The 24562-nt window shown below is 69.5% G+C and carries 22 protein-coding genes; 7 read left to right on the top strand and 15 right to left on the bottom strand.

Features of this window, described 5'->3' with window-relative positions; genetic code table 11:
* Positions 1-81: 81 nt before the first annotated feature.
* From qcrB to ctaE, 4 genes are all read right to left on the bottom strand, one after another.
* Positions 82-1719, bottom strand: a complete 1638-nt coding sequence (gene qcrB, locus ACZ4E1_RS01580) for a cytochrome bc1 complex cytochrome b subunit (protein ID WP_467534779.1) — start codon at positions 1717-1719, stop codon at positions 82-84.
* A complete protein-coding gene (gene qcrA / locus ACZ4E1_RS01575; protein WP_467534778.1) occupies positions 1716-2768 on the bottom strand; it encodes a cytochrome bc1 complex Rieske iron-sulfur subunit in 1053 nt (350 codons plus the stop codon). Before qcrA ends, qcrB begins: the two co-directional genes overlap by 4 nt.
* Positions 2765-3574, bottom strand: a complete 810-nt coding sequence (qcrC, locus tag ACZ4E1_RS01570; RefSeq protein ID WP_467534777.1) for a cytochrome bc1 complex diheme cytochrome c subunit — start codon at positions 3572-3574, stop codon at positions 2765-2767. Before qcrC ends, qcrA begins: the two co-directional genes overlap by 4 nt.
* An 80-nt stretch (positions 3575-3654) precedes the next feature.
* The gene (ctaE, locus tag ACZ4E1_RS01565; protein ID WP_188339357.1) at positions 3655-4275 is read right to left on the bottom strand and encodes an aa3-type cytochrome oxidase subunit III; all 621 of its coding nucleotides are present in this window, start codon (positions 4273-4275) and stop codon (positions 3655-3657) included.
* A gap of 169 nt (positions 4276-4444) precedes the next feature.
* Here ctaE and ACZ4E1_RS01560 point away from each other — a divergent pair, with 169 nt between their 5' ends.
* Entirely contained in the window at positions 4445-4846 is a 402-nt protein-coding gene (locus ACZ4E1_RS01560; RefSeq protein ID WP_467534776.1) for a hypothetical protein, read from the top strand.
* An 85-nt stretch (positions 4847-4931) separates the two neighbouring features.
* Here the strand turns inward: ACZ4E1_RS01560 and ACZ4E1_RS01555 are convergent, their stop codons facing one another.
* The 4 genes from ACZ4E1_RS01555 to ctaC all read right to left on the bottom strand — a co-directional run bounded on the left by ACZ4E1_RS01555 (position 4932) and on the right by ctaC (position 9413).
* The gene (locus ACZ4E1_RS01555) at positions 4932-6188 is read right to left on the bottom strand and encodes a L,D-transpeptidase (protein ID WP_467534774.1); all 1257 of its coding nucleotides are present in this window, start codon (positions 6186-6188) and stop codon (positions 4932-4934) included.
* Positions 6189-6325: 137 nt separating this feature from the next.
* Positions 6326-6724, bottom strand: coding sequence for a cytochrome c oxidase subunit 4 (locus ACZ4E1_RS01550; RefSeq protein ID WP_467534772.1), 399 nt, complete (start codon positions 6722-6724; stop codon positions 6326-6328).
* Complete coding sequence (gene ctaD, locus ACZ4E1_RS01545; RefSeq protein WP_467534770.1) at positions 6721-8457, bottom strand: aa3-type cytochrome oxidase subunit I; 1737 nt, start codon at positions 8455-8457, stop codon at positions 6721-6723. Before ctaD ends, ACZ4E1_RS01550 begins: the two co-directional genes overlap by 4 nt.
* Positions 8454-9413 carry an aa3-type cytochrome oxidase subunit II gene (gene ctaC, locus ACZ4E1_RS01540; protein WP_467534768.1) on the bottom strand — a complete coding sequence of 320 codons (960 nt, stop codon included), beginning with the start codon at positions 9411-9413 and terminating at the stop codon, positions 8454-8456. The genes ctaD and ctaC overlap by 4 nt, the downstream gene beginning before the upstream one ends.
* Positions 9414-9706: 293 nt before the next feature.
* Between ctaC and ACZ4E1_RS01535 the strand changes: the two genes are divergently transcribed.
* Positions 9707-11086, top strand: coding sequence for an aminotransferase class V-fold PLP-dependent enzyme (locus ACZ4E1_RS01535; RefSeq protein WP_467534766.1), 1380 nt, complete (start codon positions 9707-9709; stop codon positions 11084-11086).
* A gap of 172 nt (positions 11087-11258) precedes the next feature.
* Here the strand turns inward: ACZ4E1_RS01535 and ACZ4E1_RS01530 are convergent, their stop codons facing one another.
* Positions 11259-12233: a carbohydrate kinase family protein gene (locus tag ACZ4E1_RS01530; RefSeq protein ID WP_467534764.1), complete on the bottom strand. Its 975-nt coding sequence runs from the start codon at positions 12231-12233 to the stop codon at positions 11259-11261.
* 133 nt (positions 12234-12366) lie between these two features.
* On the opposite strand from ACZ4E1_RS01530, the gene ACZ4E1_RS01525 reads away from it, so the two are divergent.
* Together ACZ4E1_RS01525 and ACZ4E1_RS01520 are read left to right on the top strand one after the other, a co-directional pair.
* A complete protein-coding gene (locus tag ACZ4E1_RS01525; protein ID WP_467534763.1) occupies positions 12367-12585 on the top strand; it encodes a hypothetical protein in 219 nt (72 codons plus the stop codon).
* A 70-nt stretch (positions 12586-12655) separates the two neighbouring features.
* The gene (locus tag ACZ4E1_RS01520) at positions 12656-14173 is read left to right on the top strand and encodes a hypothetical protein (RefSeq protein WP_467534761.1); all 1518 of its coding nucleotides are present in this window, start codon (positions 12656-12658) and stop codon (positions 14171-14173) included.
* Between the two features lie 98 nt (positions 14174-14271).
* Here the strand turns inward: ACZ4E1_RS01520 and ACZ4E1_RS01515 are convergent, their stop codons facing one another.
* Positions 14272-14628 carry a HesB/IscA family protein gene (locus ACZ4E1_RS01515; protein ID WP_467534759.1) on the bottom strand — a complete coding sequence of 119 codons (357 nt, stop codon included), beginning with the start codon at positions 14626-14628 and terminating at the stop codon, positions 14272-14274.
* A 244-nt stretch (positions 14629-14872) separates the two neighbouring features.
* Between ACZ4E1_RS01515 and nadA the strand changes: the two genes are divergently transcribed.
* Positions 14873-16069 carry a quinolinate synthase NadA gene (nadA, locus tag ACZ4E1_RS01510; RefSeq protein ID WP_467534757.1) on the top strand — a complete coding sequence of 399 codons (1197 nt, stop codon included), beginning with the start codon at positions 14873-14875 and terminating at the stop codon, positions 16067-16069.
* Positions 16070-16320: 251 nt separating this feature from the next.
* On the opposite strand, the gene ACZ4E1_RS01505 is transcribed toward nadA, so the two are convergent.
* The 5 genes from ACZ4E1_RS01505 to ACZ4E1_RS01485 all read right to left on the bottom strand — a co-directional run bounded on the left by ACZ4E1_RS01505 (position 16321) and on the right by ACZ4E1_RS01485 (position 22761).
* Complete coding sequence (locus ACZ4E1_RS01505) at positions 16321-19449, bottom strand: efflux RND transporter permease subunit (RefSeq protein ID WP_467534756.1); 3129 nt, start codon at positions 19447-19449, stop codon at positions 16321-16323.
* Positions 19450-19629: 180 nt separating this feature from the next.
* A complete protein-coding gene (locus tag ACZ4E1_RS01500) occupies positions 19630-20319 on the bottom strand; it encodes a response regulator (protein WP_467534754.1) in 690 nt (229 codons plus the stop codon).
* A complete protein-coding gene (locus ACZ4E1_RS01495; RefSeq protein WP_467535400.1) occupies positions 20316-21563 on the bottom strand; it encodes a sensor histidine kinase in 1248 nt (415 codons plus the stop codon). The genes ACZ4E1_RS01500 and ACZ4E1_RS01495 overlap by 4 nt, the downstream gene beginning before the upstream one ends.
* 82 nt (positions 21564-21645) lie before the next feature.
* A complete protein-coding gene (pspAA, locus tag ACZ4E1_RS01490; RefSeq protein WP_467534752.1) occupies positions 21646-21924 on the bottom strand; it encodes a PspA-associated protein PspAA in 279 nt (92 codons plus the stop codon).
* A gap of 39 nt (positions 21925-21963) precedes the next feature.
* A complete protein-coding gene (locus tag ACZ4E1_RS01485) occupies positions 21964-22761 on the bottom strand; it encodes a PspA/IM30 family protein (protein ID WP_467534750.1) in 798 nt (265 codons plus the stop codon).
* Positions 22762-22991: 230 nt separating this feature from the next.
* Here ACZ4E1_RS01485 and ACZ4E1_RS01480 point away from each other — a divergent pair, with 230 nt between their 5' ends.
* Together ACZ4E1_RS01480 and ACZ4E1_RS01475 are read left to right on the top strand one after the other, a co-directional pair.
* On the top strand, positions 22992-23642 hold the full coding sequence (locus ACZ4E1_RS01480; protein ID WP_467534748.1) for a DUF3043 domain-containing protein: 651 nt from the start codon (positions 22992-22994) through the stop codon (positions 23640-23642).
* Positions 23643-23725: 83 nt separating this feature from the next.
* Positions 23726-24436, top strand: coding sequence for a class I SAM-dependent methyltransferase (locus tag ACZ4E1_RS01475; RefSeq protein WP_467534746.1), 711 nt, complete (start codon positions 23726-23728; stop codon positions 24434-24436).
* Positions 24437-24562 lie beyond the last annotated feature (126 nt).

Below are 24562 nucleotides of genomic sequence, written 5' to 3'. Positions count from 1 at the left end.
CCTTATCCAGTGCCAGGACGGCGAAGAGCCCCCGTCCAGTGCCTGGACGGGGGCTCCTGCCGTGGCGAACAGCGTCAGAGATCAGTGGTGGCCGTGGCCGCTGGTGATCTCCTTGTACTCCTCGGCGGTGGGCTTGGGGATCTGGTTGTGCTCCCCGTAGTAGCCCTTCGAGAGCTTCGCGCGCAGCTTCTGCAGGCGCGACAGCTTGCGCTCCACACCGTTCTCGTCGACCGTCGGGCCGAGCTCCAGCGGCGCGTACTGCTCGTGCGCCGTGAGGGTGTGCAGGGCGTCCTGGTTCAGCGGCTCGTGGACCTCGATGAACTCACCGTGCGGCAGGCGCTTGATGATGCCGGACTCGCGTCCGTGCAGCACCTTGTCCTTGTCGCGGCGCTGGAGGCCGAGGCAGATCCGCTTGGTGGCGATGAAGACCACGACCGGCATCACGAAGAAGCTGACGCGGACGAACCAGGTGATCGCGTTGATCGACAGGTGGAAGTGCGTGGCCCAGAGGTCGTTGCCACCACCGATCATCAGCACGAAGTACCAGGAGATCCACGCGGCGCCGAACGCGGTGCGCGTCGGGGCGTTGCGCGGGCGGTCCAGGATGTGGTGCTCGCGCTTGTCGCCGGTGACCCAGGACTCGATGAACGGGTAGACGGCGATGGCGACCAGGACCAGCGGGAAGATCACCAGCGGGATGAACACACCCAGGACGAGCGTGTGACCCCAGAGGTTGATCTCCCAGCCCGGCATCGTACGGATCAGGCCTTCGGAGAAGCCCATGTACCAGTCCGGCTGGGCGCCCGTGGAGACCTGGTCCGGACGGTACGGGCCGATGGCCCAGATCGGGTTGATCGTGGCGATCGCGGAGATGACCGCGATGACACCGAAGACCAGGAAGAAGAAGCCACCCGCCTTGGCCATGTAGACCGGCAGCAGCGGCATGCCGACGACGTTCTTCTCGGTCTTGCCGGGGCCCGCGAACTGCGTGTGCTTGTGGTAGAAGACCAGGATCAGGTGCGCCACCATCAGGCCGAGCATGATGCCCGGCAGCAGCAAGATGTGGACCGAGTAGAACCGGGCCACGAAGTCGCCGCCCGGGAACTCTCCGCCGAACAGGAAGAACGAGAGGTACGTGCCGACGATCGGCACGGACAGGACCGCGCCCTCCATGAAGCGGACACCGGTGCCGGAGAGCAGGTCGTCCGGGAGCGAGTAACCGGTGAAGCCGGTGAACATGCCGAGGACGAACAGCAGGAAGCCGAACAGCCAGTTGACCTCACGCGGCTTGCGGAACGCACCCGTGAAGAACACGCGCATCATGTGCACGAACATGCCGGCGAGGAAGATCAGCGCGGCCCAGTGGTGGATCTGCCGGATGAGCAGACCACCGCGCACATCGAAGCTGATGTGCATGGTCGAGTTGAACGCCTCGGACATCAGCTGTCCCTGCAGCGGGATGTAGCTGCCGTTGTACTCCACCTCGTTCATCGACGGGTGGAAGAACAGCGTCAGGTACACACCCGTGAGGATGATGATGATGAAGCTGTACATGCAGATCTCGCCGAGCATGAAGGACCAGTGGTCCGGAAAGATCTTGCGCATGTTGGCCTTGGCCAGGGAGTAGATCCCCAGGCGGCCGTCGGCCCAGTCGGCGACGCGCTCGCCGGCCGGCGCCTTCTCGCGGGAAGGCGCCTCGTTGGTGGTCGTAGTACTCATCCGCGCTCCCAGAAGGCAGGACCGACGGGCTCGTCGAAGTCGCCGAGCGCCGCGAGGTGGCCCTCGTCGTCAATGCCGATGCGCAGCTGCGGCAGGGCGTGACCCGCCGGGCCGAAGATCACCCGCGCGCCGTCGGAGAGGTCGAAGGTGGACTGGTGGCACGGGCACAGCGCGTGGTGCGTCTGCTGCTCGTACAGGGAGATCGGGCAACCGACGTGGGTGCAGATCTTCGAGTACGCCACGATGCCCTCGTGCGACCACTCGAGCTCGCGCTTGTCCTTGATGTTCTCCGGCTGGATCCGGACGAGCATCAGGGCGTCCTTGGCGATGTGCGTCTGGAAGTCGTGGTCGTCCTCCTCCAGGCCCTCGGGCTTGGCGAAGGTGAGCGAGCCGACCGGGATGTCCGAGGGACGCAGCGGCTCGTTCGTGTTCATGTTGACGAGCTTGAGGCCCTTCTTCCACGACGTGGTGCGCAGCTTCTTCTCGGGCAGCGGCCCGAGGTCGCGCAGCAGCACCACACCGGAGAGCGGCACCATGGCCAGCGCGCCGAAGAGCGTGTTGCGGATCAGCTTGCGGCGGCCGAACTGCGACTCGCGCGCACCGTCGGCGAAGTCCTGCAGGACCTTCGCCTTGACCTCGGGCTCGGCCTCGATCGCGTGACGCTCCTGCGCCACCTCGACGTCCGACATCAGCGTGCGGGCCCAGTGGACCGCGCCGGCGCCGATGCAGAACAGGGCCACGCCCAGGGTCGTGCCCAGCGCGAAGTTCAGCGCGCTGATGTGACCGAGCGGGAAGATGTACACGCTCTTGTCGACGTCGAGGGTGACGTACGAGGCGATGAAGCCGATCGTGGCCAGCATCGAGAGCGTGAACAGGAAGGCGACGACGCGCTCGGACCGCTTGGCGGCCCGGTCGTCGATGTCCTGGATCCGGTGCTCGTGCTCGGGCAGACCCGGGTCGGCGAAGGGGTCTTCCTTCACCGCGACCGAGCCGTGGGCCTCGGTGTCCTGCGCGGGCAGGTTCTCTTCTGGAATGTCTTGGCTACTCATGACTTCTTGGCCTTTGCGGTCCGAGCGGCGACCCAGATGGCGACGGCGATCAGGGCGCCGAGACCGAAGATCCACGCGAAGAGGCCCTCGCTGACGGGACCGAGCCCGCCGAGCTTGAGGCCACCGGGGCTCTCGGACTTGTCACCGTTGACCGTGTCGAGGTACGCGATGATGTCCTTCTTGTTCTGCTTGGTCATCGTCGTGTCCGGGAACGACGGCATGTTCTGCGGGCCGGTCTGCATGGCCTCGTAGATGTGCTTCGGGTCGACGCCCTCGAGCGTCGGCGCGAACTTGCCGTGCGTCAGCGCGCCACCCTCACCGGTGAAGTTGTGGCACTGGGCGCAGTTGGTGCGGAACAGTTCGCCACCCTTGGCGATGTCCGCGCCTTCCGGGTTGTAGTCCTTCTTGGCCGGCGCGACCGGACCGGCACCCAGCGAGGCGACGTACGCCGCGAGCTGGTCGATCTCGGCCTGCGTGTAGATGACCTTCTTCTTCGGGACCTGCGCGCCCGGCTGCTGGGCCGGCATACGGCCGGTGCCGACCTGGAAGTCGACGGCGGCGGAGCCGACACCCACGAGGCTCGGGCCGTCGGTGGTGCCCTGACCGCCGGTTCCGTGGCAGCTGGCGCAGCCGACGGCATAGAGCTTCTTGCCCTCGTCGATGGCGAGGGACTGGGCGGTTTCATCGGCCTGCGCCTTGCTCGCGGGCGCGAACGCGGCGTACAGCCCCCCGGTGGCCGCCAGCGCGAGGAGTAGGACGACGACCGCCGCCAGCGGATGGCGTCGTCGTGCGGAGAGCTTTTTCACGGATTACCCCGGTGTCAGGATCTTCTGCGTCGGTGCTGCGGGAATGGTCGGGCTCGGTGCCCGATGGGTGATCTTCCGGACTACTTGATCAGGTAGATCGTGGCGAAGAGGCCGATCCAGACGACGTCCACGAAGTGCCAGTAATAGGACACGACGATGGCCGCGGTCGCCTGCTCGTGAGTGAACCTCCGGGCCGCGTACGTCCTGCCGAGGACGAACAGGAAGGCGATGAGGCCTCCTGTCACGTGCATGCCGTGGAAGCCGGTGGTCAGGTAGAAGACCGAGCCGTACGGGTCGGAGGAGAGCGAGAGCCCGTCCTTCTTGACCAGCTCGGTGTACTCGTACACCTGACCGCCGATGAAGATCGCACCCATGATGAAGGTGACGATGAACCACATCCGGAGCTTCTTCACGTCACCGCGCTCGGCGGCGAAGACGCCGAGCTGACAGGTGAGAGAGGAGAGCACCAGGATCGTGGTGTTCGTCGCGGAGAACGGAAGGTTCAGCGCGGACGCCATTTCCTTCCAGTGCTCCGGTCCCGTCACCGATCGCAGGGTGAAGTACATCGCGAAGAGGGCCGCGAAGAACATCAGCTCGGAACTCAGCCAGATGATGGTTCCGACGCTGGTGAGGTTCGGTCGATTGACCGACGGGTGCGCGTGCCCGGTTTCTACTGTCGTTGCTGTCGCCACGACCGACATTATGTCGGTCGCTTATCTCGCCCTCACCCCGGGGGGTGCCGTTCGGAGTGTCTGACCCTCGTGTCCAGCCCATATGGCCCATCGCGGGCCCGTACGAACCGGTGTTGACGGGGTGTCGGGAGGAGTAGGCTCCGGCGCAACCGAACGACGCCGAAGTCTCGGAGGAACGATGCAGTCGACCGCGACGGTCCTGGTCTACAGCGACGACGCCAACACGCGCGAGCAGGTGCGCCTCGCCACCGGCCGCAGGCCCGCCTCCGATGTCCCCGAGGTCCGGTTCGTCGAGTGCGCGACGCTGCCGGCCGTCCTCAAGGAGCTGGACCGCGGCGGCATCGACGTCTGCGTGCTGGACGGCGAGGCGGTCCCGGCCGGCGGGATGGGCGTGTGCCGCCAGATCAAGGACGAGATCTTCCGGTGCCCGCCGGTGCTCGTGCTCATGGGGCGCCCGCAGGACGCCTGGCTGGCCACCTGGAGCCGCGCGGAGGCCGCGGTGACCCTTCCGGTCGAGCCGGTCGAGTTCGCGGGCGCTCTGGCCGCCCTGCTGCGTTCCCGGCTGGCCGTCGGCGCCTGACACAGCGGCCGACTCCCGTACGCCGTGGCGTACGGGAGTCGGAAGTGTCACATCCGGAGCCTGGCTCCGGCTCTGCCGGGCCCGCTCAGACCTCGGGGTTCAGCCGTGCCTGCAGCACGGGGGCTGGCTTCTTCGGGTTCGTCAACGAGCTGCCCTCCTGCCACTTCTTCCAACTGACGTTCCAGTCGCCGAAGCCGTTGCCGAACGGGTCCATGTCCTCGCCGTTGCTGTTGACGACCTTCACGATGTCGCCCTCGCGCACGGTGTCGAAGAACCAGGCGGCGTTGTCGGTGCTCATCCCGGTGCAGCCGTGGCTGACGTTCGCGGAGCCCTGGGAGCCCGTGGACCAGGGCGCGGCGTGCACGTACTCACCGCTCCAGGTGACCCGGGTCGCGTAGTACACCGGCAGGTCGTACGAGTCCGAGGACCCCTCGGAGATGCCGATGCTGGTGCCGCGCATCCGCACGTAGTACTCCTTGCCGAGCACGACCTTGATGCCGTTGCGCGTCTCGAAGCCGGGCTTGCCCGTGGTCACGGGGATCGAGTTGATGGCCTCGCCGTTGCGGTAGACCGTCATCTCGTGCGACGAGGCGTCCGTGACGGCCTCTATGCGGTCCCCCGTGGTGATGGTCAGCGGCTTGCTCTCGCCGCCCCACAGGGAGTCGGTCACCTTGATGCCCTTGAGGTTGCTGCGCGCCGTGATGGTGGCGTGGGCCGGCCAGTACTTCTCGGGCCGGTAGTGCAGCGTCTTGTCGTCGACCCAGTACCAGGAGCCGCCGCCGGCCGCGGCGGGCTGGGAGTCGACCTTCAGGGCCCGTTCGACGACGCTGCGGGCGTCGGGGTCCTTGATCGGCTTGTTGAGCTCGGCGGTGATGGGCTGGCCGACGCCGTACTTGCCCTTCTGCGGGCCGAAGGTGACCTTGAGGTCCTTCTCCTTGGTCGGCTTGCCCGTCTCGAAGGTGAGGACCTTGCGGCCGGGCGCCCCGTCCTCGTCCTCGGTGCTGACCCGGACCGTGTACGAGGCGTCCGCGGCCAGCGGGGTGGTGGTGTGCCATCTGTGGCCGTCGGCGGAGAGTTCGCCCGCCACGTAGCGGCCCATGGCGTCGGTGGCCGTCACATCGGTGATGCGGCCGTCGCCGTCCTCGGAGGTGATCTCCAGCGGCTTGTCGGGATCGGCCTTCTTCTTGCCCGAGGGCCCCTTGAAGGTGATCTGGCTCGCCGCGTCGTACGGCTGGGCGGAGAGCGGGTGGCCGGAGCTGCCGCAGGCCGTGACACCCACACCGAGGGCGGCCACCAGCACGGAGCTTCCGACAACCGAGACTATGCGCGGTGAGTGGTTCATGAACTCACCGTAGGAAGGTTCCCGCGGCGCGGCGCGCCGGGTGAGCCGCACGGGTCACGCCGCGACACGCCGAAGGGCCCGGACCCTCCGTCAGGAGTGTCCGGGCCCTTCGTGCACGGGAGTTCAGAACCTGGGTGCTACTGGTTCTGGTTCTCGCCGCGGTAGTACTCGAAGACCCAGCCCCACAGGCCGAAAAGGATCACGGGGGCGGAGAAGTAGAGCAGCCACCAGCCGAAGACGACGCCCATGAAAGCGAGCGCGCCACCGACGGCGAGGGAGAGCGGCTGCCAGGAGTGCGGGCTGAAGAAGCCCACCTCACCGGCGTCGTCGGAGACCTCGGCCTCCTTGTTGTCCTGGGCGCCGGTGTCGACCCGCCGGGCCGTGAAGGCCAGGTAGTAGCCGACCATGATGCACAGGCCGAACCCGAGGAACAGAGCGGTGGTACCGGCCGGCTCCTTCGACCATGCGCCGTACACACCGGCCATGATCAGGATGAAGAGGCTCAGCCAGATGAACATCTTGCCTTGGACCTTCACTTGCCGGCCTCCTTGCCGCCAGCGATGGCCTTACCGCCGTGGCCGGAGTTCTCCAGCTGGTCGAGGGCCGCGATCTCCGGGTGGTGCAGGTCGAACGCCGGGGATTCCGAACGGATCCGCGGCAGGGTGAGGAAGTTGTGCCGCGGCGGCGGGCAGGACGTCGCCCACTCGAGCGAACGGCCGTAGCCCCACGGGTCGTCGACCTCGATCTTCTTGCCGTACTTGGCCGTCTTCCAGATGTTGTAGAAGAACGGCAGGATCGACAGACCGAGCAGGAAGGACGCGATCGTCGAGACCGTGTTCAGCGCGGTGAAGCCGTCGGCCGCGAGGTAGTCCGCGTAACGACGCGGCATGCCCTCGACACCCAGCCAGTGCTGCACCAGGAACGTGCCGTGGAAGCCGATGAACAGCGTCCAGAACGTGATCTTGCCGAGGCGCTCGTCCAGCATCTTGCCGGTGAACTTCGGCCACCAGAAGTGGAAGCCGGCGAACATCGCGAAGACGACCGTTCCGAAGACGACGTAGTGGAAGTGCGCCACCACGAAGTACGAGTCGGAGATGTGGAAGTCCAGCGGCGGGGCCGCCAGGATCACACCGGTCAGACCACCGAAGGTGAAGGTGATCAGGAAGCCGATCGCCCAGAGCATCGGAGTCTCGAAGGACAGCGAGCCCTTCCACATCGTTCCGATCCAGTTGAAGAACTTCACGCCGGTCGGTACGGCGATGAGGAACGTCATGAAGGAGAAGAACGGGAGCAGCACGCCACCGGTGACGTACATGTGGTGCGCCCACACCGTCACGGACAGACCCGCGATCGCGATCGTCGCGCCGATCAGACCCGAGTAACCGAACATCGGCTTGCGGGAGAAGACCGGAATGACTTCCGAGATGATGCCGAAGAACGGCAGGGCGATGATGTACACCTCTGGGTGTCCGAAGAACCAGAAGAGGTGTTGCCACAGCAACGCGCCGCCGTTGGCCGCGTCGAAGACATGGGCACCGAACTTGCGGTCCGCCTCCAGGGCGAACAGCGCGGCGGCCAGGACCGGGAAGGCCAGCAGGACGAGGACACCGGTCAGCAGCACGTTCCACACGAAGATCGGCATGCGGAACATGGTCATGCCCGGAGCGCGCATGCAGATGATCGTGGTGATGAAGTTGACCGAGCCGAGGATCGTGCCGAAGCCGGAGAAGGCCAGACCCATGATCCACATGTCGGCGCCGATGCCCGGCGAGCGGACGGCGTCCGACAGCGGGCTGTAGGCGAACCAGCCGAAGTCGGCGGCACCCTGCGGGGTGAGGAAGCCGGCCACGGCGATCAGCGAGCCGAACAGGTACAGCCAGTAGGCGAACATGTTCAGTCGCGGGAACGCCACGTCGGGCGCGCCGATCTGCAGCGGCATGATCCAGTTCGCGAAGCCCGCGAACAGCGGCGTCGCGAACATCAGCAGCATGATCGTGCCGTGCATCGTGAACGCCTGGTTGAACTGCTCGTTCGACATCAGCTGGTTGCCGGGTCGAGCGAGTTCGGCGCGCATGAAGAGCGCCATCAGTCCGCCGACGCAGAAGAAGGCGAACGACGTGACCAGGTAGAGCGTGCCGATCGTCTTGTGGTCAGTGGTGGTGAGCCACTTGATCACGGTCGCGCCGGGACTCTTGGGCCGTACCGGCAGCTCGTTCTCGTACGAGTCGTCTGCTGCCGCGGCACCCTGAGGTTCGTTGAGGATGCTCACGTTGTCTTCGTCTCCCGGTTCTTCTCGTGGTCCGTCTGGGCGATGCCCGACGGGACGTAACCGGTCTGCCCCTTCTTGGCCAGGTCCTTGAGGTGCTGCTGGTAACGCTCCGGAGAGACGACCTTCACGTTGAACAGCATCCGGGAGTGGTCGACGCCGCAGAGCTCGGCGCACTTGCCCAGGAAGGTCCCCTCCTTGTTGGGGGTCACCTCGAAGGCGTTGGTGTGGCCCGGGATGACGTCCTGCTTCATGAGGAACGGCACCACCCAGAAGGAGTGGATGACGTCACGCGAAGTGAGGACGAAGCGGACCTTCTCGCCCTTGGGGAGCCAGAGGGTGGGGCCGGGGTTGTTGGTCTGCGGGTTCCGCGTACCGGGGGTACCGACCTCGTAGACGCCGCCGGCGTTCGCCGGGAAGTCGTCCTTGAAGCGCTGCGGGATCGCAGCCAGTTCCTTGGACGTCTTGCCGTCGCCTTCGACACCCGGCACGTTCTCGACGTAGTTGAAGCCCCAGCTCCACTGGTAGCCGACCACGTTGATGGTGTGTGCGGGCTTGTCGTCGAGCTTCAGAAGCTTCGACTCGTCCCGTGCCACGAAGTAGAAGAGGACGGAGACGACGATGAGGGGGACCACCGTGTACAGCGCCTCGAGAGGCATGTTGTACCGGGTCTGAGTCGGAACCTCGATCTTGGTGCGGCTGCGCCGGTGGAAGATGATGCTCCACAGGATCAGTCCCCACACCAGCACGCCCGTGGCGAGCGCTGCCGCCCACGAGCCCTGCCAGAGGGAGAGGATCCTAGGGGCCTCCTCCGTCACCGGGGTGGGCATACCAAGACGAGGGAAGTCCTTGTATGTGCAACCGGTAGCGGTAACCAGGATCAGGCCCGCAGTCAGCACCTGCGGCAGCTTCCGCCGCATCGGGCGCCGCGACGAGCGGTCGGAGCCGTTGGGACTCACGTAGCGCCTTCCCGAGAGTCTCGCCCGCGCTCTTTGGTTGGCTACGGCCGCCATCTCGCTGGTCGCTCGCCGCCCTGGCACACGGGCAGGGGTTTGGATGTTTATGCGGACCAAACCCTACTGGACGCTATTTGGGGTCGCGCGGGGAGGGTGCCTAACGCGCCGCGGGTCACTCCGAAGGGTGGGATCGGGGGGCTGGATCTGGTTTCTGACGGGGGGTTTGGGGGGTGTTTGGGCTGGTGTTCGAAGGGGTCTCGCGGTGGGGGTCGTGCGCGGCGCTCTAGTTTTGGGGCGTGGGTTATTTCGATGTTGCTTCGGGTGCGCCGCTGCACGACGTCGCGCGGCAGGCGTTGCTGGCCTCGCTCGACGAGGGGTGGGCCGATCCGGCGCGCCTGTACCGGGAGGGGCGGCGGGCGCGGCTGCTGCTCGACGCGGCTCGGGAGGCCGCCGCGGAGGCGGTGGGCTGCCGGCCGGACGAGCTCGTTTTCACGTCGTCCGGAACGCGTGCGGTGCATGAGGGTGTGGCGGGGGCGCTCGCCGGACGCCGGCGCGCCGGGCGGCGGCTGACGGTCTCCGCGGTGGAGCACTCCGCCGTGCTCCATTCGGCCGCGGCCCATCGGAGCGCGGGCGGCGTGGTCGACGAGGTGGGGGTCGACCGGACGGGGGCCGTCCAGCCGGCCGAGTACACCGCCGCGCTGCGGGCCGACACCGCGCTGGCCGCGCTGCAGTCCGCCAATCACGAGGTGGGCACGGTTCAGCCGGTCGAGGAGGTCGCCGAGGCGTGCCGCGAGGCCGGGGTGCCGCTCTTCGTGGACGCCGCGCAGTCGCTGGCCTGGGGGCCGGTGCCGGGACCCTGGTCGCTGCTGGCCGGGAGCGCGCACAAGTGGGGCGGCCCCGCGGGGGTCGGGCTGCTGGTGGTGCGCAAGGGGGTGCGGTTCGCTCCGCAGGGGCCCGCGGACGAACGGGAGTCGGGGCGGGCCGCCGGGTTCGAGAACATCCCGGGGATCGTCGCCGCGGCCGCGTCGCTGCGGGCGGTGCGGGCGGAGGCGGCCGCGGAGTCCGTGCGGCTGCGGGAGCTGACGGCGCGGATCCGGGAGCGGGTGCCCGCGTTGGTGCCGGACGTGGAGGTGGTCGGGGATCCGGAGCGGCGGCTGCCGCATCTGGTGACCTTCTCCTGTCTCTATGTCGACGGGGAGACCGTGCTGCACGAGCTGGACCGGGCCGGGTTCTCCGTCTCGTCCGGTTCGTCCTGTACGAGCAGCACGCTGACGCCCAGCCATGTGCTGCGGGCGATGGGGGTGGTGAGCGAGGGGAACGTACGGGTTTCGCTGCCGCTCGGGGTGGAGGCCGCGGAGGTCGAGCGGTTCCTCGACGTGCTGCCCGGGGTCGTGCGGGGGGTGCGGGAGAAGCTCGGGGCGCCGGTCGTGGGGCCGGCGGGGTCCGCGGAGGCGGTGACCGTGGACGCGCTGGGGATGCTGTGTCCGCAGCCGGTGATCGAGCTGGCCCGGGCGATTTCTTCGGTTCGAGTGGGCGGGACGGTCACGGTGCTCGCCGATGACGAGGTCGCCGCGGTGGACATCCCGGCCTGGTGCTTCACCCAGGGCCACGAGTACGAAGGCTCTGCACCGGGCCGGGATGGCGCCACCTCTTACGTGGTACGTCGGGCCAAGTAGCCCCGAAAGGGGCGCGGGGAACTGCGCGAGCAACCCACGAAAAGCCGCGGACGCGTCTGCCAGGTGCATGAGCAGACGCGTCCGCGGCTTTCGTCGTGGCTGGTCGCGCAGTTCCCCGCGCCCCTTTCGGGGCGCTTCACACCCGAAGATTCACGGCGCCGCCGGCGAAGGCCTAGCCGAGGTGGGCCTCGACCTCTTCCGCGGCAGCGTCACCGTAAGCCTTACGGAAGCGCTCCATAAAAGCCGCGCGGCGCAGCTCGTACTCCTGGGTGCCCAGGGTCTCGATGACCAGGGTGGCGAGCATGCAGCCGATCTGGGCCGCGCGCTCCAGCGAGACGCCCCAGGCGAGACCGGAGAGGAATCCGGCGCGGAAGGCGTCGCCGACACCGGTGGGGTCGACCTTCGCCTTCTCCTCCGGGACGCCGACCTCGATCGGGTCCTCCCCGACCCGCTCGATGCGGACCCCGCGCGAGCCGAGCGTGGTGACGCGGTGGCCGACCTTGGAGAGGATCTCCGCGTCGCTCCAGCCGGTCTTCGACTCGATGAGGCCCTTCTCGTACTCGTTGGAGAAGAGGTAGGTGGCGCCCTCCAGGAGCGTGCGGATCTCGTCGCCGTCCATGCGCGCGATCTGCTGCGAGAAGTCCGCGGCGAACGGGATGTTCCGGCTGCGGCACTCCTCGGTGTGCCGCAGCATGCCCTCCGGGTCGTCGGCGCCGATGAGGACCAGGTCGAGGCCGCCCACGCGGTCGGCGACGGTCTTCAGCTCGATGAGGCGGGCCTCGCTCATGGCACCGGTGTAGAAGGAGCCGATCTGGTTGTGGTCGGCGTCCGTCGTGCACACGAAGCGGGCGGTGTGCAGGGTCTCGGAGATGCGGACGGAGGCGGTGTCCACGCCGTGCCGGTCGAGCCAGGCGCGGTACTCGTCGAAGTCGGAGCCGGCGGCGCCGACCAGGACCGGGCCGGTGCCGAGCTGGCCCATGCCGAACGCGATGTTGGCGCCGACGCCGCCCCGCCGCACGTCGAGGTTGTCGACGAGGAAGGAGAGGGAGACCGTGTGCAGCTGGTCGGCGACGAGCTGGTCGGCGAAGCGGCCGGGGAAGGTCATCAGGTGGTCGGTGGCGATGGAGCCGGTGACTGCGATTCGCACGGCGAGGTCACGCTTCCTGAGGAGGGAGGGGGTTGACGCTTCACGCTACCCGGTCGGGGACCGGGCCTGAAGTGCGGAAACTACCCGATAGTAGGCCTTTTTTCGTGTGACCTGTCGTGCATACGGTGCGGTCATGACGTACGACGTGTCGCATCTGACGCAGGACGGGCTGGCGGCGCTGCGCGTCGACTGCGCCCGCATGGTTCCGCACTGGGTGACGCCCCTGGCGCCGTGGGAGACGGAGCGGAAGGCTCCGGTCGCGGCGGGGCCGGTGTCGGCGCGGATCACCGGGGTGGTGGTGCCCGCCTCGTCCGCCCGCCTGATCGACTCCATGGCCGGTTTCGGCGACTGAGGGAACCGCTCGCTCCCCTGCCGCGTCACATCGCTGTCCCCCGCACGGCGGCAGTCGAAGGAGCGATGCGGTGAGCACCGAAGAACAGACGCAGGGCCGGTCCCGGCGGCGCACGACGCTGGCGGTCGCCTCGGTCGCGGCGGCTGTCCTCCTCGCCGGTGGCGGCGGCGCGTATCTCGCGACGAGCGCGTCCGGCGACAAGGACGGCGCCACCTCGCCGGCCGGCCCCGCCGGTGACGGCACTCCCCCGCCGCTCGCCCTGGACGGTTACGCGGCCGGCGGCGACCCGGGCACGTCGAACGGGATCGCGCCGGGTGAGCCGGACCCGAACGGGACGACGTACCGGGCGACGGTGCCGCTGCCGAAGGGGCCCGGTGACGCGCCCGTGTACCGGGCCGAGGGCGAGGTGAGCGCCGCCGAGGTGAGCGCGCTCGGCAAGGCGCTCGACCTCGACGGCACGCCGAAGCTGACGGACGGCGCCTGGCGGCTCGGTCCGGCGAAGGACGGCTCGGGCCCGTCGCTGCAGGTGAACCGGGCGGCGCCGGGCACGTGGACGTACGCGCTGCACGCGCCGTCGGCGGGCGACAAGTGCGCGGGCGTGGCGAAGTGCCCCGATCCGGTGGGCTCCGGCAGCGAGAACGACGCGGTGAGCGAGGCCGCCGCGAAGAAGGCCGCGGCGCCGGTCCTCAAGGCGCTGGGCCAGGACGACGCGAAGCTCGACGCGGGCCAGTTGATGGGCGCGACGCGGGTGGTGAACGCGGACCCGGTGGTCGGCGGGCTGCCCACGTACGGCTGGTCGACGGGGATCCAGGTCGGCGCGGACGGCCAAGTGGTCGGCGGCAGCGGCCAGTTGAAGGCTCCGGTCAAGGGCGACACGTATCCGACGGCGAGCGCCGAGCAGACGCTGAAGCGGATGAACGGCTCGGCGTCCGGTGACCGGGTCGCCGTCGGCGGGTGCGCGAGTGCCGTGCCGCTGGAGCGTGGGGGCGCGGACCAGCAGGGCACCGGATGCACACCGTCCTCGCCGAGGCCGCCCGCGTCCACGACGACCGCGGTCACGAAGGCCACGTTCGGCCTGGCCGCGCAGCACTCGGGCGGGCGGCAGATCCTCGTACCGTCGTGGCTGTTCCAGGTGAAGCCGGCCGGGGCCACGGAGTCGACGACGGTGACGCACCCGGCGATCGCGCCGGAGTTCCTGGTGGCGCCGTCGAGCGCGGCGGCGACGCCGCCTGAGGGGGCGCCGAGCCCCCGGCCCAGCGCCTCGCCGGGCGAGTCCGGGACGGACACCCACGACGTACGGGTGTCGGGGTACGAGGAGGACGGCAAGAAGCTGACGCTGCACTTCACGGGCGGGGTGTGCGCGACGTACCGGGCGACGGTCGACGAGTCGAAGGACCGGGTGTCGGTGAAGGTGACCGCGACCCAGAAGAAGGGCACCGTCTGCATCATGATGGCGAAGTTCTACACGCTGGACGTGACGCTCGACGGTCCGCTGGACGGGCGGAAGGTCGTCGGCTCGGACGGGCACGAGGTGCGGGTCGCGCAGCAGAACGGTCCGGGCGGGGTGAAGCCGGCGCCGCGCGGCTGACGCGCCCGGTCACGGAGTACGCCGATGGCCCGGTCCCCTGTCGCAGGGGGCCGGGCCATCACACGTGGTCGCGCGGCGAGACGGACTCGCCGGGCGGTCTAGCTGAACGAGTCGCCGCAGGCGCAGGAGCCCGTGGCGTTCGGGTTGTCGATCGTGAAGCCCTGCTTCTCGATGGTGTCGACGAAGTCGATGGAGGCACCGCCCAGGTACGGGGCGGACATGCGGTCGGTGACGACCTTGACGCCACCGAAGTCCTTGACGACGTCGCCGTCGAGCGAGCGCTCGTCGAAGAACAGCTGGTAGCGCAGGCCGGAGCAGCCACCCGGCTGAACGGCGACGCGCAGCGCCAGATCGTCACGGCCTTCCTGGTCGAGCAGAGCCTTGACCTTGGCCGCGGCGGTGTCGCTCAGGATGATGCCGTCGCTGACGGTGGTGGTCTCGTCCGATACGGACATCTACATCTCTCCCGGGTTGTACGGAGACTGCTTGCCGACCATTGCAACCGGCAAGGGCCCGGATCCATTCCGGGTGTCGCTCTTCTTTCATGCTCGCACACGGCCCGCGGCCGGGGCACGGGACGGCCGAGGCGGATTGCGTCACATCGACACGATGAGTGTCGTCAAACTGACGTGAACCACGTATGATAGATAGCGTCATTTCGACGAAAAGTCGTTCTGTAGATGAGAAAGGGTGCGTGACGTGACCACGGCCCAGACCCCCCAGGCCCCTGTCGACCTGGACGTTTCCCCCACTCCCCTGGCTCTGCTGCTGCTCGGTCGCGAGGCCGACCCCAAGAGCGAGCGCGGTGTGGAGTGTCCTGGCGACCTTCCCTCGCCCTCCGACCCGGACCTGGTGGAGCGGGCCCGCGCGGCCAAGGAGAAGCTCGGCGACAAGGTGTTCGTGCTCGGGCACCACTACCAGCGCGACGAGGTCATCCAGTTCGCCGACGTCACCGGCGACTCCTTCAAGCTGGCGCGCGACGCCGCGGCGCGGCCCGAGGCCGAGTACATCGTCTTCTGCGGTGTGCACTTCATGGCCGAGTCGGCGGACATCCTCACCGGCGACGACCAGAAGGTCGTGCTGCCCGACCTCGCCGCGGGCTGCTCGATGGCCGACATGGCCACCGCCGAGCAGGTCGCCGAGTGCTGGGACGTGCTGACCGAGGCCGGCATCGCCGAGCAGGTCGTGCCCGTCTCCTACATGAACTCCTCGGCCGACATCAAGGCGTTCACCGGCAAGCACGGCGGCACGATCTGTACGTCGTCCAACGCCGAGCGCGCGCTGAACTGGGCGTTCGAGCAGGGCGAGAAGGTGCTCTTCCTGCCGGACCAGCACCTGGGACGCAACACCGCGGTGCGGGATCTCGGCATGTCGCTCGACGACTGCGTCCTCTACAACCCGCACAAGCCGAACGGCGGGCTGACCGTCGAGGAGCTGCGCGCCGCCAAGATGATCCTGTGGCGCGGGCACTGCTCGGTCCACGGGCGCTTCTCGCTGGACTCGGTGAACGACGTCCGTGAGCGCATACCGGGTGTGAACGTGCTGGTGCACCCCGAGTGCAAGCACGAGGTCGTGGCCGCGGCGGACTACGTCGGGTCGACGGAGTACATCATCAAGGCCCTGGAGGCGGCCCCGGCCGGGTCCAAGTGGGCCATCGGCACGGAGCTGAACCTCGTCCGGCGCCTCGCCAACCGGTTCGCCCCCGAGGGCAAGGAGATCGTCTTCCTCGACAAGACGGTCTGCTTCTGCTCGACCATGAACCGGATCGACCTGCCCCACCTGGTGTGGACCCTGGAGTCCCTGGCGGACGGGCAGCTGGTCAACCGCATCGAGGTCGACCGCGAGACGGAACAGTTCGCGAAGCTGGCGCTCGAGCGCATGCTGGCGCTGCCGTAGGCGCTGGCCGCTTCGCCGAGGGGGCGGGGATCGTGGACGAGTGCCGCGCCGTCGTGGCTGGTCGCGCAGTTCCCCGCGCCCCTGGAAGGCATGCGGCTTCGCCGCGCCTTCCCCCGACAAAAGATCCCCGCGCCCTTCTCGGGGAAATGCGGCGCGAAGCGCCATGCATTTCAGGGGCGCGGGGAACTGCGCGGCCCGCCCCCACCGGGGCGAGCGTCGGATGATGCGCTCGCCCCGGCGGCGGGAAGGAGTCAGGCCTTGGCCGGCTCAGGCTCCGACTCGGGGGTCGCCTGCTCCGGCAGGGCGGCCCCCTTTTTCGCTGCCCGCTTCTTGGCCCGCCGCTCCTTGCGGAGCTCCAGCATCGCGTAGAGCGTCGGGACGAGGAGCAGGGTCAGCAGGGTCGACGTGATGAGGCCGCCGATCACGACCACCGCCAGCGGCTGCGCGATGAAGCCGCCCTCGCCGGTGACGCCGAGCGCCATCGGGAGCAGGGCGAAGATCGTGGCCAGGGCCGTCATCAGGATCGGGCGGAGCCGGTGCCGGCCGCCCTCGACGACCGCCTCGACGACGCCCAGGCCCTGCGCCCGGTACTGGTTGATCAGGTCGATCAGCACGATCGCGTTCGTCACGACGATGCCGATGAGCATCAGCATGCCGATCATCGCCGGCACACCCATCGGGGTGCCGGTCGCGACGAGCAGGCCGATCGCGCCCGTGGCCGCGAACGGGATGGAGACCAGCAGGATCAGCGGCTGGGCCAGCGAGCGGAACGTCGCGACCAGGAGCAGGAAGACGATCGCGATCGCCGCGAGCATCGCCAGGCCCAGGTTCTTGAACGCGTCGTCCTGGTCGGAGGTGACACCGCCGATGGTGGCGGTGGCCCCGGCCGGCAGGTCCAGCTTCGCGAGCTTGGACTGAAGGTCGGCGGAGACCGCGCCGGTGTTGTCCCCGGTCGGCTTGGCCGTGATCGTGGCGGCGCGGGCGCCGTCGATACGGGTCATGGAGACCGGGCCGTCGACGAGCTTCACCGAGGCGATGTCGCCGAGGGTGAGACCGCGCGGGCCCATCGGCAGCTTCTTCAGCTCGGCCATGGTCGTGGCCGGCTTCGCCGACTTCACGACGACGTCGCGCTCGGTGTCGTCGAGGATCGCCTTGCCGCTGGTGGTGCCGCGCACCGCCTGGGCCACGGCCGCGCCGAGCGTCGTGTCGTCGAAACCGGCCGCGGCGGCCTTGGAGTTGGCCTTGACCGAGATGCGCGGGACGGACTGCGACAGGTCGCTGGTCACGTCCGTGACGTCGTCGAGCGAGGCGACGGACGTGCGGACCTGCTCGGACGCCTTGTCGAGGACCTCCGCGTCGGCGGCCTTCACGACCACGCTGAGGTCCTGGCTGCCGAAGCCGTCACCGGCCGCGATGGTCGTCGTACCGATGCCGGACAGCTTGCCGAGCGCGCGCTCGATGCGGTCCTGCGTGTCCTCGAACGAGGCCTTGTCCTTCAGGGTGACCTGGTACGAGGCCTGGTTGGTGTCCGTGCCGCCGCCGAAGGCCGCCATGAAGCCGGAGGAGCCGACGGTGACCTGGTAGTCCTTGACCGCGTCGATGCCCTGGAGCGCCTTCTCGACCTTCCGCGCGGAGGCGTCGGTCGCGGCGAGGCTGGTGCCGGGCTTCAACTCCTGCTTGATGGACAGGACTTCCTGCTCGCCCTGGTCGAAGAAGTTCGTCTTCAGGAGCGGGGCCATGCCGAAGGTGCCGACGAGGACGACGATCGCGAGGGCCACGCTGGTGAGGCGGCGGCGGGTCGCGAAGCGCAGCACCGGCACGTAGATCCGCTGGAGCCGGGAGCGGGCCTCCTTCTCCTCGGCCTTGCGGCGGGCCTCCTCCGGGTCGACGCCCTGGATCGCCTTCGGGGCGCGCAGGAACCAGTAGGAGAGCACCGGTACGACGGTCAGGGAGACGAGGAGGGAGGCGAGCAGCGCCGCCGTCACCGTCAGGGAGAACGAGCCGAACAGCTCGCCGACCATGCCGCCGACCAGACCGATGGGCAGGAACACGGCGACCGTGGTGAGCGTGGAGGAGGTGACCGCTCCGGCGACCTCGCGGACCGCGGTGAGGATGGCCTCCTTGCGCTCCTCGCCGTAGCCGAGGTGCCGCTTGATGTTCTCCAGGACGACGATCGAGTCGTCGACGACGCGGCCGATCGCGATGGTCAGCGCGCCGAGGGTGAGCATGTTCAGGGAGAGGTCGCGGGTCCACAGGACGATCAGCGCGAGGACCACCGACAGCGGGATGGAGACCGCGGTGACGAGGGTGGAGCGCAGCGACGCGAGGAAGACCAGGATGACGATGACGGCGAAGAGCAGGCCGAGCGCGCCCTCCGTGGTCAGCCCGGAGATGGACTTCGAGACGGCCGGGCCCTGGTCGCTGACGACGGTGAGCTTCGCGCCGGCGCCGAGGTCCTGGCGCAGGTCGTGCAGCTTGTCGTGGACCGCGTCGGAGATGGCGACGGCGGAGCCGTCCTGGTCCATGGTGACCATGACGGCGAGGCTGGGCCGGCCGTCGGTGCGGGTGAGCGAGTCGGCCGTGGACGGCTGCTGCTTCACCGTGGCGATGTCCCCGAGGCGTACGGGCTTCTTGACGCCCTGGCCGGTGATCATCAGGTCCTCGATCTGCCGCAGCGAGGTGAACCCGCCGCCGACCTGGACCGTACGGTTCTTGCCGCTCTCGTCGAAGGAGCCCGCGGGCAGCGTGGCACCGCCGTTGCGCAGCGACTGGCTGAGCGCCATGACGGAGACCCCGGCGGAGGCCATCTTGCGGTCGTCCGGCGTGACGTTCACCTGGAGGTCGCGGACGCCGTCGACGGTGACCTGGGAGACGCCGTCGATGTCCTTGAGGGACGGCACGACGGTCTTGTCGAGCTGGTCGGCGAGCGCCTGCTGGTCCTTGTCGGAGGTGACGGCGAGGACGACGGTCGGGATGTCGTCGGTGGAGCCGGCGATCACCTGCGGATCGACGTCGTCGGGCAGTTGGGCGCGGGCCCGGTTCACGGCCTGCTGGATGTCGGCGACGATCTGCTTCGAGCCGTTGCCGAAGTCGAACTGGGCCATCAGGACCGCGTTGCCCTCGGAGGCCGTCGCGGTGATGCCGGTGACGCCGTCGACGGCGTCGATGGAGTTCTCCAGCGGCTCCACGACCTGCTTCTCGACCACGTCCGGGGACGCGCCCTGGTAGGGGGCCAGGACGGAGACCATGGGCAGTTCGATGGAGGGCAGCAGCTGCTGCTTGAGCTGGGGGATCGCGATCGCGCCGAAGACGATCGCGATGACGGACATCAGGCCGATCAGGGCGCGTTGGGCGAGGCTGAATCTCGACAGCCAGGACATGGGCGGGGTCTCCGGGGGCGTGGGACGACGAGCGGACTGCGGCCCGCCCACGCGGTCGCGCACAGCGTCGCGCACAGGGGGCCGCTCATACTTTCAGCCATCCCCACGGCCCGATTCGTCGCTCCCAGGTCCCGTCTTCACGCCGCGCATACTGCGGCCGTAGTACGTGACGGGCGGGGCTCACTCCACCCGTGGACGGACCAGGCCCGATTCGTACGCGATGACCACGAGTTGGGCGCGGTCACGGGCGCCGAGCTTGGCCATCGCCCGGTTCACATGGGTCTTGACGGTGAGCGGGCTGACCTCGAGGCGTTCGGCGATCTCGTCGTTGGAGTGGCCGCCCGCGACGAGGACGAGGACCTCACGCTCGCGTCCGGTGAGCGCGGCGAGCCGCTCGGCGTGCGCGCCGCCGGCCCGGCCGTCCTCGTCGAAGCCGTCGCCCTGCGCGAGGAACTTGGCGATGAGGCCCTTGGTCGCGGCCGGTGAGAGCAGCGCGTCGCCCGCCGCCGCGACGCGCACCGCGCCGAGCAGTTCCTCGGGTTCGGCGCCCTTGCCGAGGAAGCCGGAGGCGCCCGCGCGCAGCGACTGCACGACGTACTCGTCGACCTCGAAGGTGGTCAGCATGACGACGCGGACCCGGGCGAGCGCCGGGTCGGCGCTGATGGCGCGGGTGGCGGCGAGGCCGTCGGTGCCGGGCATCCGGATGTCCATGAGGACGACGTCGGGGAGATGTTCCCGGGCGAGGGCGAGTGCCTCGGCGCCGTCGGAGGCCTCGCCGACGACCTCCATGTCGGCCTCGGAGTCGACCAGGACGCGGAAGGCGCTGCGCAGCAGGGCCTGATCGTCGGCGAGCAGTACCCGGATCGTCATGCGCCGGTGTCCCCTGACGTGGTGGTGGGCGAAACGGCCTCGGCGGTGCGGGCCTTGACGGGAAGGATCGCATGGACGCGGAAGCCGCCGCCGTAGCGCGGGCCCGCGCTGAGGGTGCCGCCGAGCGCACCGACCCGTTCGCGCATGCCGAGCAGTCCGTGGCCGCCGCCCTCCTCGGGGGTGGTCCGGCCGGGGGCCGCCTCGGGCCCGTTGTCGAGGACGGTGATCTCGACGTTCGGGCCGACGTGCACGACGCTGACCTCGGCCCGGGCGTCGGGGCCCGCGTGCTTGTGGACGTTGGTGAGGGCTTCCTGGACGACGCGGAACGCGGCGAGGCCTACGGCGGCGGGCAGGACGGGGGCGTCCTCGGCGCGGGCCACCTCGACGGGCAGGCCCGCGTTGCGGAACGTGCCGACGAGGTCGTCGAGGCGGTCGAGTCCGGGGGCCGGTTCCGTGGGGGCCTCGGGGTCGCCGGACTGGCGCAGCAGGCCAACGGTGGCGCGGAGTTCGTCGAGGGCGGAGCGGCTGGCGGTGCGGACGTGCGAGAGGGCTTCCTTCGCCTGGTCGGGCCGCTTGTCCATGACGTGGGCGGCGACGCCGGCCTGCACGTTGACGAGCGCGATGTGGTGGGCGACGACGTCGTGGAGGTCGCGGGCGATGCGCAGCCGTTCCTCGGCGACGCGGCGCCTGGCCTCCTCCTCGCGGGTGCGTTCGGCCCGTTCGGCGCGTTCGCGGATGGCGTCGACGAAGGCACGCCGGGAGCGGACGGCGTCGCCGGCCGCTGCGGCCATACCGGTCCAGGCGAAGATCCCGATGTTCTCCTGCGCGTACCAGGGCAGCGGGCCGACGAACATGGCGATGCCGGTGAGCAGGGCCATGGTGGCGAAGCCGACCCGCCAGGTGGTGGGCCGGTCGGTGCGCGCGGCGACGGTGTAGAGGGCGACGACGGCCGACATGACGACGGGCGCGCGGGGGTCGCCGGTGACGAGTTCGACGACGGAGACGGTGACGGTCGCCGCGAGGACGTACACGGGGGCGACGCGGCGGAAGACGAGCGCGGCGGCACCGAGCACCATCAGGGTGAGGCTGAGGGCGTCGGGGGTGCGGGCGCCCCAGGCGTAGGTGCCCTGCGGCCCGTGGGGGTCGACGAAGGAGCCCGCCACCATCGCGAACAGAACGCCGAGGGCGACGATCGCGTCCAGGGCCAGGGGATGGGTCCTGGCCCACCGTACGAGCGAGGTCACCGACGTCACGGTAGCCTCCCCTGGCCGCTCGCCCTCCGGGTGGGGAGGGTCCGACGGGAATCTCCCGGAAACCCGCCCGGGGTCAGCCAGGAATCAGTCCGTCGTCGGAGAGCATCGCCCGGACCTCCTCGAGCGACGCGTCGGGCGCCGGGAGGATCAGCTCGGACGGCTCCAGGGAGTCGTCCGGCAGCGGGGAGCCGAGCCGGCGGACGGCGTCGAGGAGGGCGGCCAGGGTCTGGCGGAAGGCCACTTCGTCGCCGCTCTCCATCTCGGCGAGGAGTTCGTCGTCCAGCTTGTTGAGCTCGGTGAGGTGGTCGTCCGCCAACCTCACCTGCCCCTCCCCCATGATCCGTACGATCATGACGAGCGCCCTCCTCGTAGGCGATGCGGCCTCTCGAAGCTACTGCTTGTCGAAGCGCGGAGTGTCCTGCGGCTGCCCGCTCTGCTGACCCTGGCCCTGGCCGCCCTCGATCGCCTGCTGGGACGAGGAGGAACCACCGGCCAGCTCGGCCTTCATGCGCTGCAGCTCCAGCTCTACATCCGTACCACCGGAGAGCCGGTCCAGCTCGCTCTGGATGTCGTCCTTGGCGAGTCCGGACGGGTCGTCGAGGGCGCCGGAGGCGAGCAGCTCGTCGATGGCGCCGGCACGGGCCTGCAGCTGGGCGGTCTTGTCCTCGGCGCGCTGGATCGCGAGGCCGACGTCGCCCATCTCCTCGGAGATGCCGGAGAAGGCCTCGCCGATGCGGGTCTGCGCCTGGGCCGCCGTGTAGGTCGCCTTGATGGTCTCCTTCTTGGTGCGGAAGGCGTCCACCTTGGCCTGGAGGCGCTGGGCCGCGAGGGTGAGCTTCTCCTCCTCGCCCTGGAGCGTCTGGTGCTGCGTCTCCAGGTCCGTGACCTGCTGCTGGAGCGCGGCGCGGCGGGAGAGGGCCTCGCGGGCGAGGTCCTCACGGCCGAGCGCGAGCGCCTTGCGGCCCTGGTCCTCCAACTTGGAGGACTGGCCCTGGAGCTGGTTGAGCTGCAGCTCCAGGCGCTTGCGGCTGGTCGCCACGTCGGCGACGCCGCGGCGCACCTTCTGGAGCAGCTCCAGCTGCTTCTGGTACGAGTAATCGAGGGTCTCGCGAGGGTCCTCGGCCCGGTCAAGGGCCTTGTTCGCCTTCGCGCGGAAGATCATCCCCATACGCTTCATGACACCGCTCATGGGCTTCGCGCGCCCCCTTCTGACCGACTTCAGCTCCAGCACTGCGACAGAACCCACAGTACGGGTCCTGCCTCTATTACCGCACTGTTCAGGTACGGATGCGCTCATCCCCGAGGACGACTGCGTCCTGCTCCGGGTCCCGCGCAGGGAGTAGGGAGCCCCCTTCTCCCCTCGGGGTCCCGTGCCCCTGTCACAGGGTGAGGACGCAGGGTGTTGCCGGATCGTTCCCCATGGGCCTGTGGTCCATGCACGTCCAGCACGTACCCTTGGTCTTTGTGTTCCGTAGCCGATCCAAGGACGACAAGGCGCCGGCCGACAAGGCCCCGGTGACCGCCTCCGACGCGTCCAAGCAGACCCGAGACCCGCAGGCGCCCAAGGGCCGCCCCACGCCCAAGCGCAGCGCGGCCCAGTCGCAGCGCCGCAGCGTGGCCAACACCAAGATGTCGCCGAAGGAGGCCCGCGCCCGCTCGCGCGAGGAGCGCCGCACCGCGATGGAGCGCCAGCGCGCCGCCCTCGCGAGCGGTGACGAGCGTTATCTGCCGGCCCGTGACAAGGGCCCGGTGCGCAAGTACGCGCGCGACTTCGTCGACTCGCGTTTCAGCATCGCCGAGTACTTCCTGCCGATGGCGGTGATCATCCTCGTCCTGAGCATGGTCCGCGTGGGCTCGCTGCAGAACATCGCGCTGCTGCTGTGGCTGTTCGTGATCGTCGCGATCGTGATCGACTCGGTCATCACCGGCTTCCGCCTGAAGAAGCAGCTGGCGGAGAAGTTCCCCGACCAGCCGCGCAAGGGCGCCGTGGCCTACGCGCTGATGCGCACCCTCCAGATGAAGCGGCTGCGGCTGCCCAAGCCCCAGGTCAAGCGCGGGGAGCGGCCCTGAGCACCGAGGCCTTCGCCGGGGACGCCCCGCAGGCCTGGCTGGACAAGCTGGGCGGTCTGCGGAACGTCGTACGGCAGGAGCTGGTGGCCCGGCAGCTCGACGAGCAGATAGCCGGGCGCTTCCCCGTGGGGCGGCGGCTGCGCGTGCTCGACGTGGGCATGGGCCAGGGCACGCAGGCGCTGCGTCTGGCCCGGGCCGGTCACAAGGTGACCGGTGTGGAGCAGGATCCGACGATGGTGGCCGCGGCGCGCCGGGCGCTCACCGCGGAGCCGGAGGGGGTGCGCGAGCGGGTCCGGCTCGTCGAGGGCGACGGCCGGGACACCGGCGTGCACTTCCTGCCCGGCAGTTTCGACGTCGTGCTCTGTCACGGCGTCCTGATGTACGTGGAGGACCCGGACGCGCTGCTCGCGGGTCTGGCGCGGATGCTGGCCCCGGGCGGCCTCCTGTCGCTGCTCGTGCGCAACGCGGACGCGCTGGCGATGCGCCCCGGCCTGGCCGGTGACTGGGTCACGGCCCTCGGCGCCTTCGACTCGACGATGTATGCGAACCGGCTGGGTCTGGACGTGCGGGCCGACCGGCTCGACACCCTGACCTCGACGCTCGCCGGGATCGGGGCCCCGCTGCACGCCTGGTACGGGGTGCGGGTCTTCACGGACCAGGCGGCCGACGGCCCGCTGGTGCCCGAGCAGCGCGGCGAGCTGCAGACGCTGCTCGCCGCCGAGGAGCGAGCGGGCCGCACGGAGCCCTACCGGCGGGTGGCGGCGCTGCTGCACCTGTGCGGGGTGCGGGGCTAGTACTTCTCCGGGAGCAGGGCCGGCGTCCGGGCGAGCTGCAGACGCTGCTCGCCGCCGAGGAGCGAGCGGGCCGCACGGAGCCCTACCGGCGGGTGGCGGCGCTGCTGCACCTGTGCGGGGTGCGGG

The sequence above is a fragment of the Streptomyces sp. NPDC025806 genome (assembly GCF_055558275.1).
Note: the sequence above shows the minus strand (reverse complement) of the source record. Positions and strands in the feature narration are given on the sequence as shown.

Coding starts and splice junctions, on each gene's coding strand:
- qcrB (WP_467534779.1), bottom strand. CDS start 1,719: ATGAGTACTACGACCACCAACGAGGCGCCTTCCCGCGAGAAGGCGCCG.
- qcrA (WP_467534778.1), bottom strand. CDS start 2,768: ATGAGTAGCCAAGACATTCCAGAAGAGAACCTGCCCGCGCAGGACACC.
- ctaE (WP_188339357.1), bottom strand. CDS start 4,275: ATGTCGGTCGTGGCGACAGCAACGACAGTAGAAACCGGGCACGCGCAC.
- ACZ4E1_RS01560 (WP_467534776.1), top strand. CDS start 4,445: ATGCAGTCGACCGCGACGGTCCTGGTCTACAGCGACGACGCCAACACG.
- ACZ4E1_RS01555 (WP_467534774.1), bottom strand. CDS start 6,188: ATGAACCACTCACCGCGCATAGTCTCGGTTGTCGGAAGCTCCGTGCTG.
- ACZ4E1_RS01525 (WP_467534763.1), top strand. CDS start 12,367: ATGACGTACGACGTGTCGCATCTGACGCAGGACGGGCTGGCGGCGCTG.
- ACZ4E1_RS01515 (WP_467534759.1), bottom strand. CDS start 14,628: ATGTCCGTATCGGACGAGACCACCACCGTCAGCGACGGCATCATCCTG.
- ACZ4E1_RS01505 (WP_467534756.1), bottom strand. CDS start 19,449: ATGTCCTGGCTGTCGAGATTCAGCCTCGCCCAACGCGCCCTGATCGGC.
- ACZ4E1_RS01500 (WP_467534754.1), bottom strand. CDS start 20,319: ATGACGATCCGGGTACTGCTCGCCGACGATCAGGCCCTGCTGCGCAGC.
- pspAA (WP_467534752.1), bottom strand. CDS start 21,924: ATGATCGTACGGATCATGGGGGAGGGGCAGGTGAGGTTGGCGGACGAC.
- ACZ4E1_RS01485 (WP_467534750.1), bottom strand. CDS start 22,761: ATGAGCGGTGTCATGAAGCGTATGGGGATGATCTTCCGCGCGAAGGCG.
- ACZ4E1_RS01480 (WP_467534748.1), top strand. CDS start 22,992: ATGGGCCTGTGGTCCATGCACGTCCAGCACGTACCCTTGGTCTTTGTG.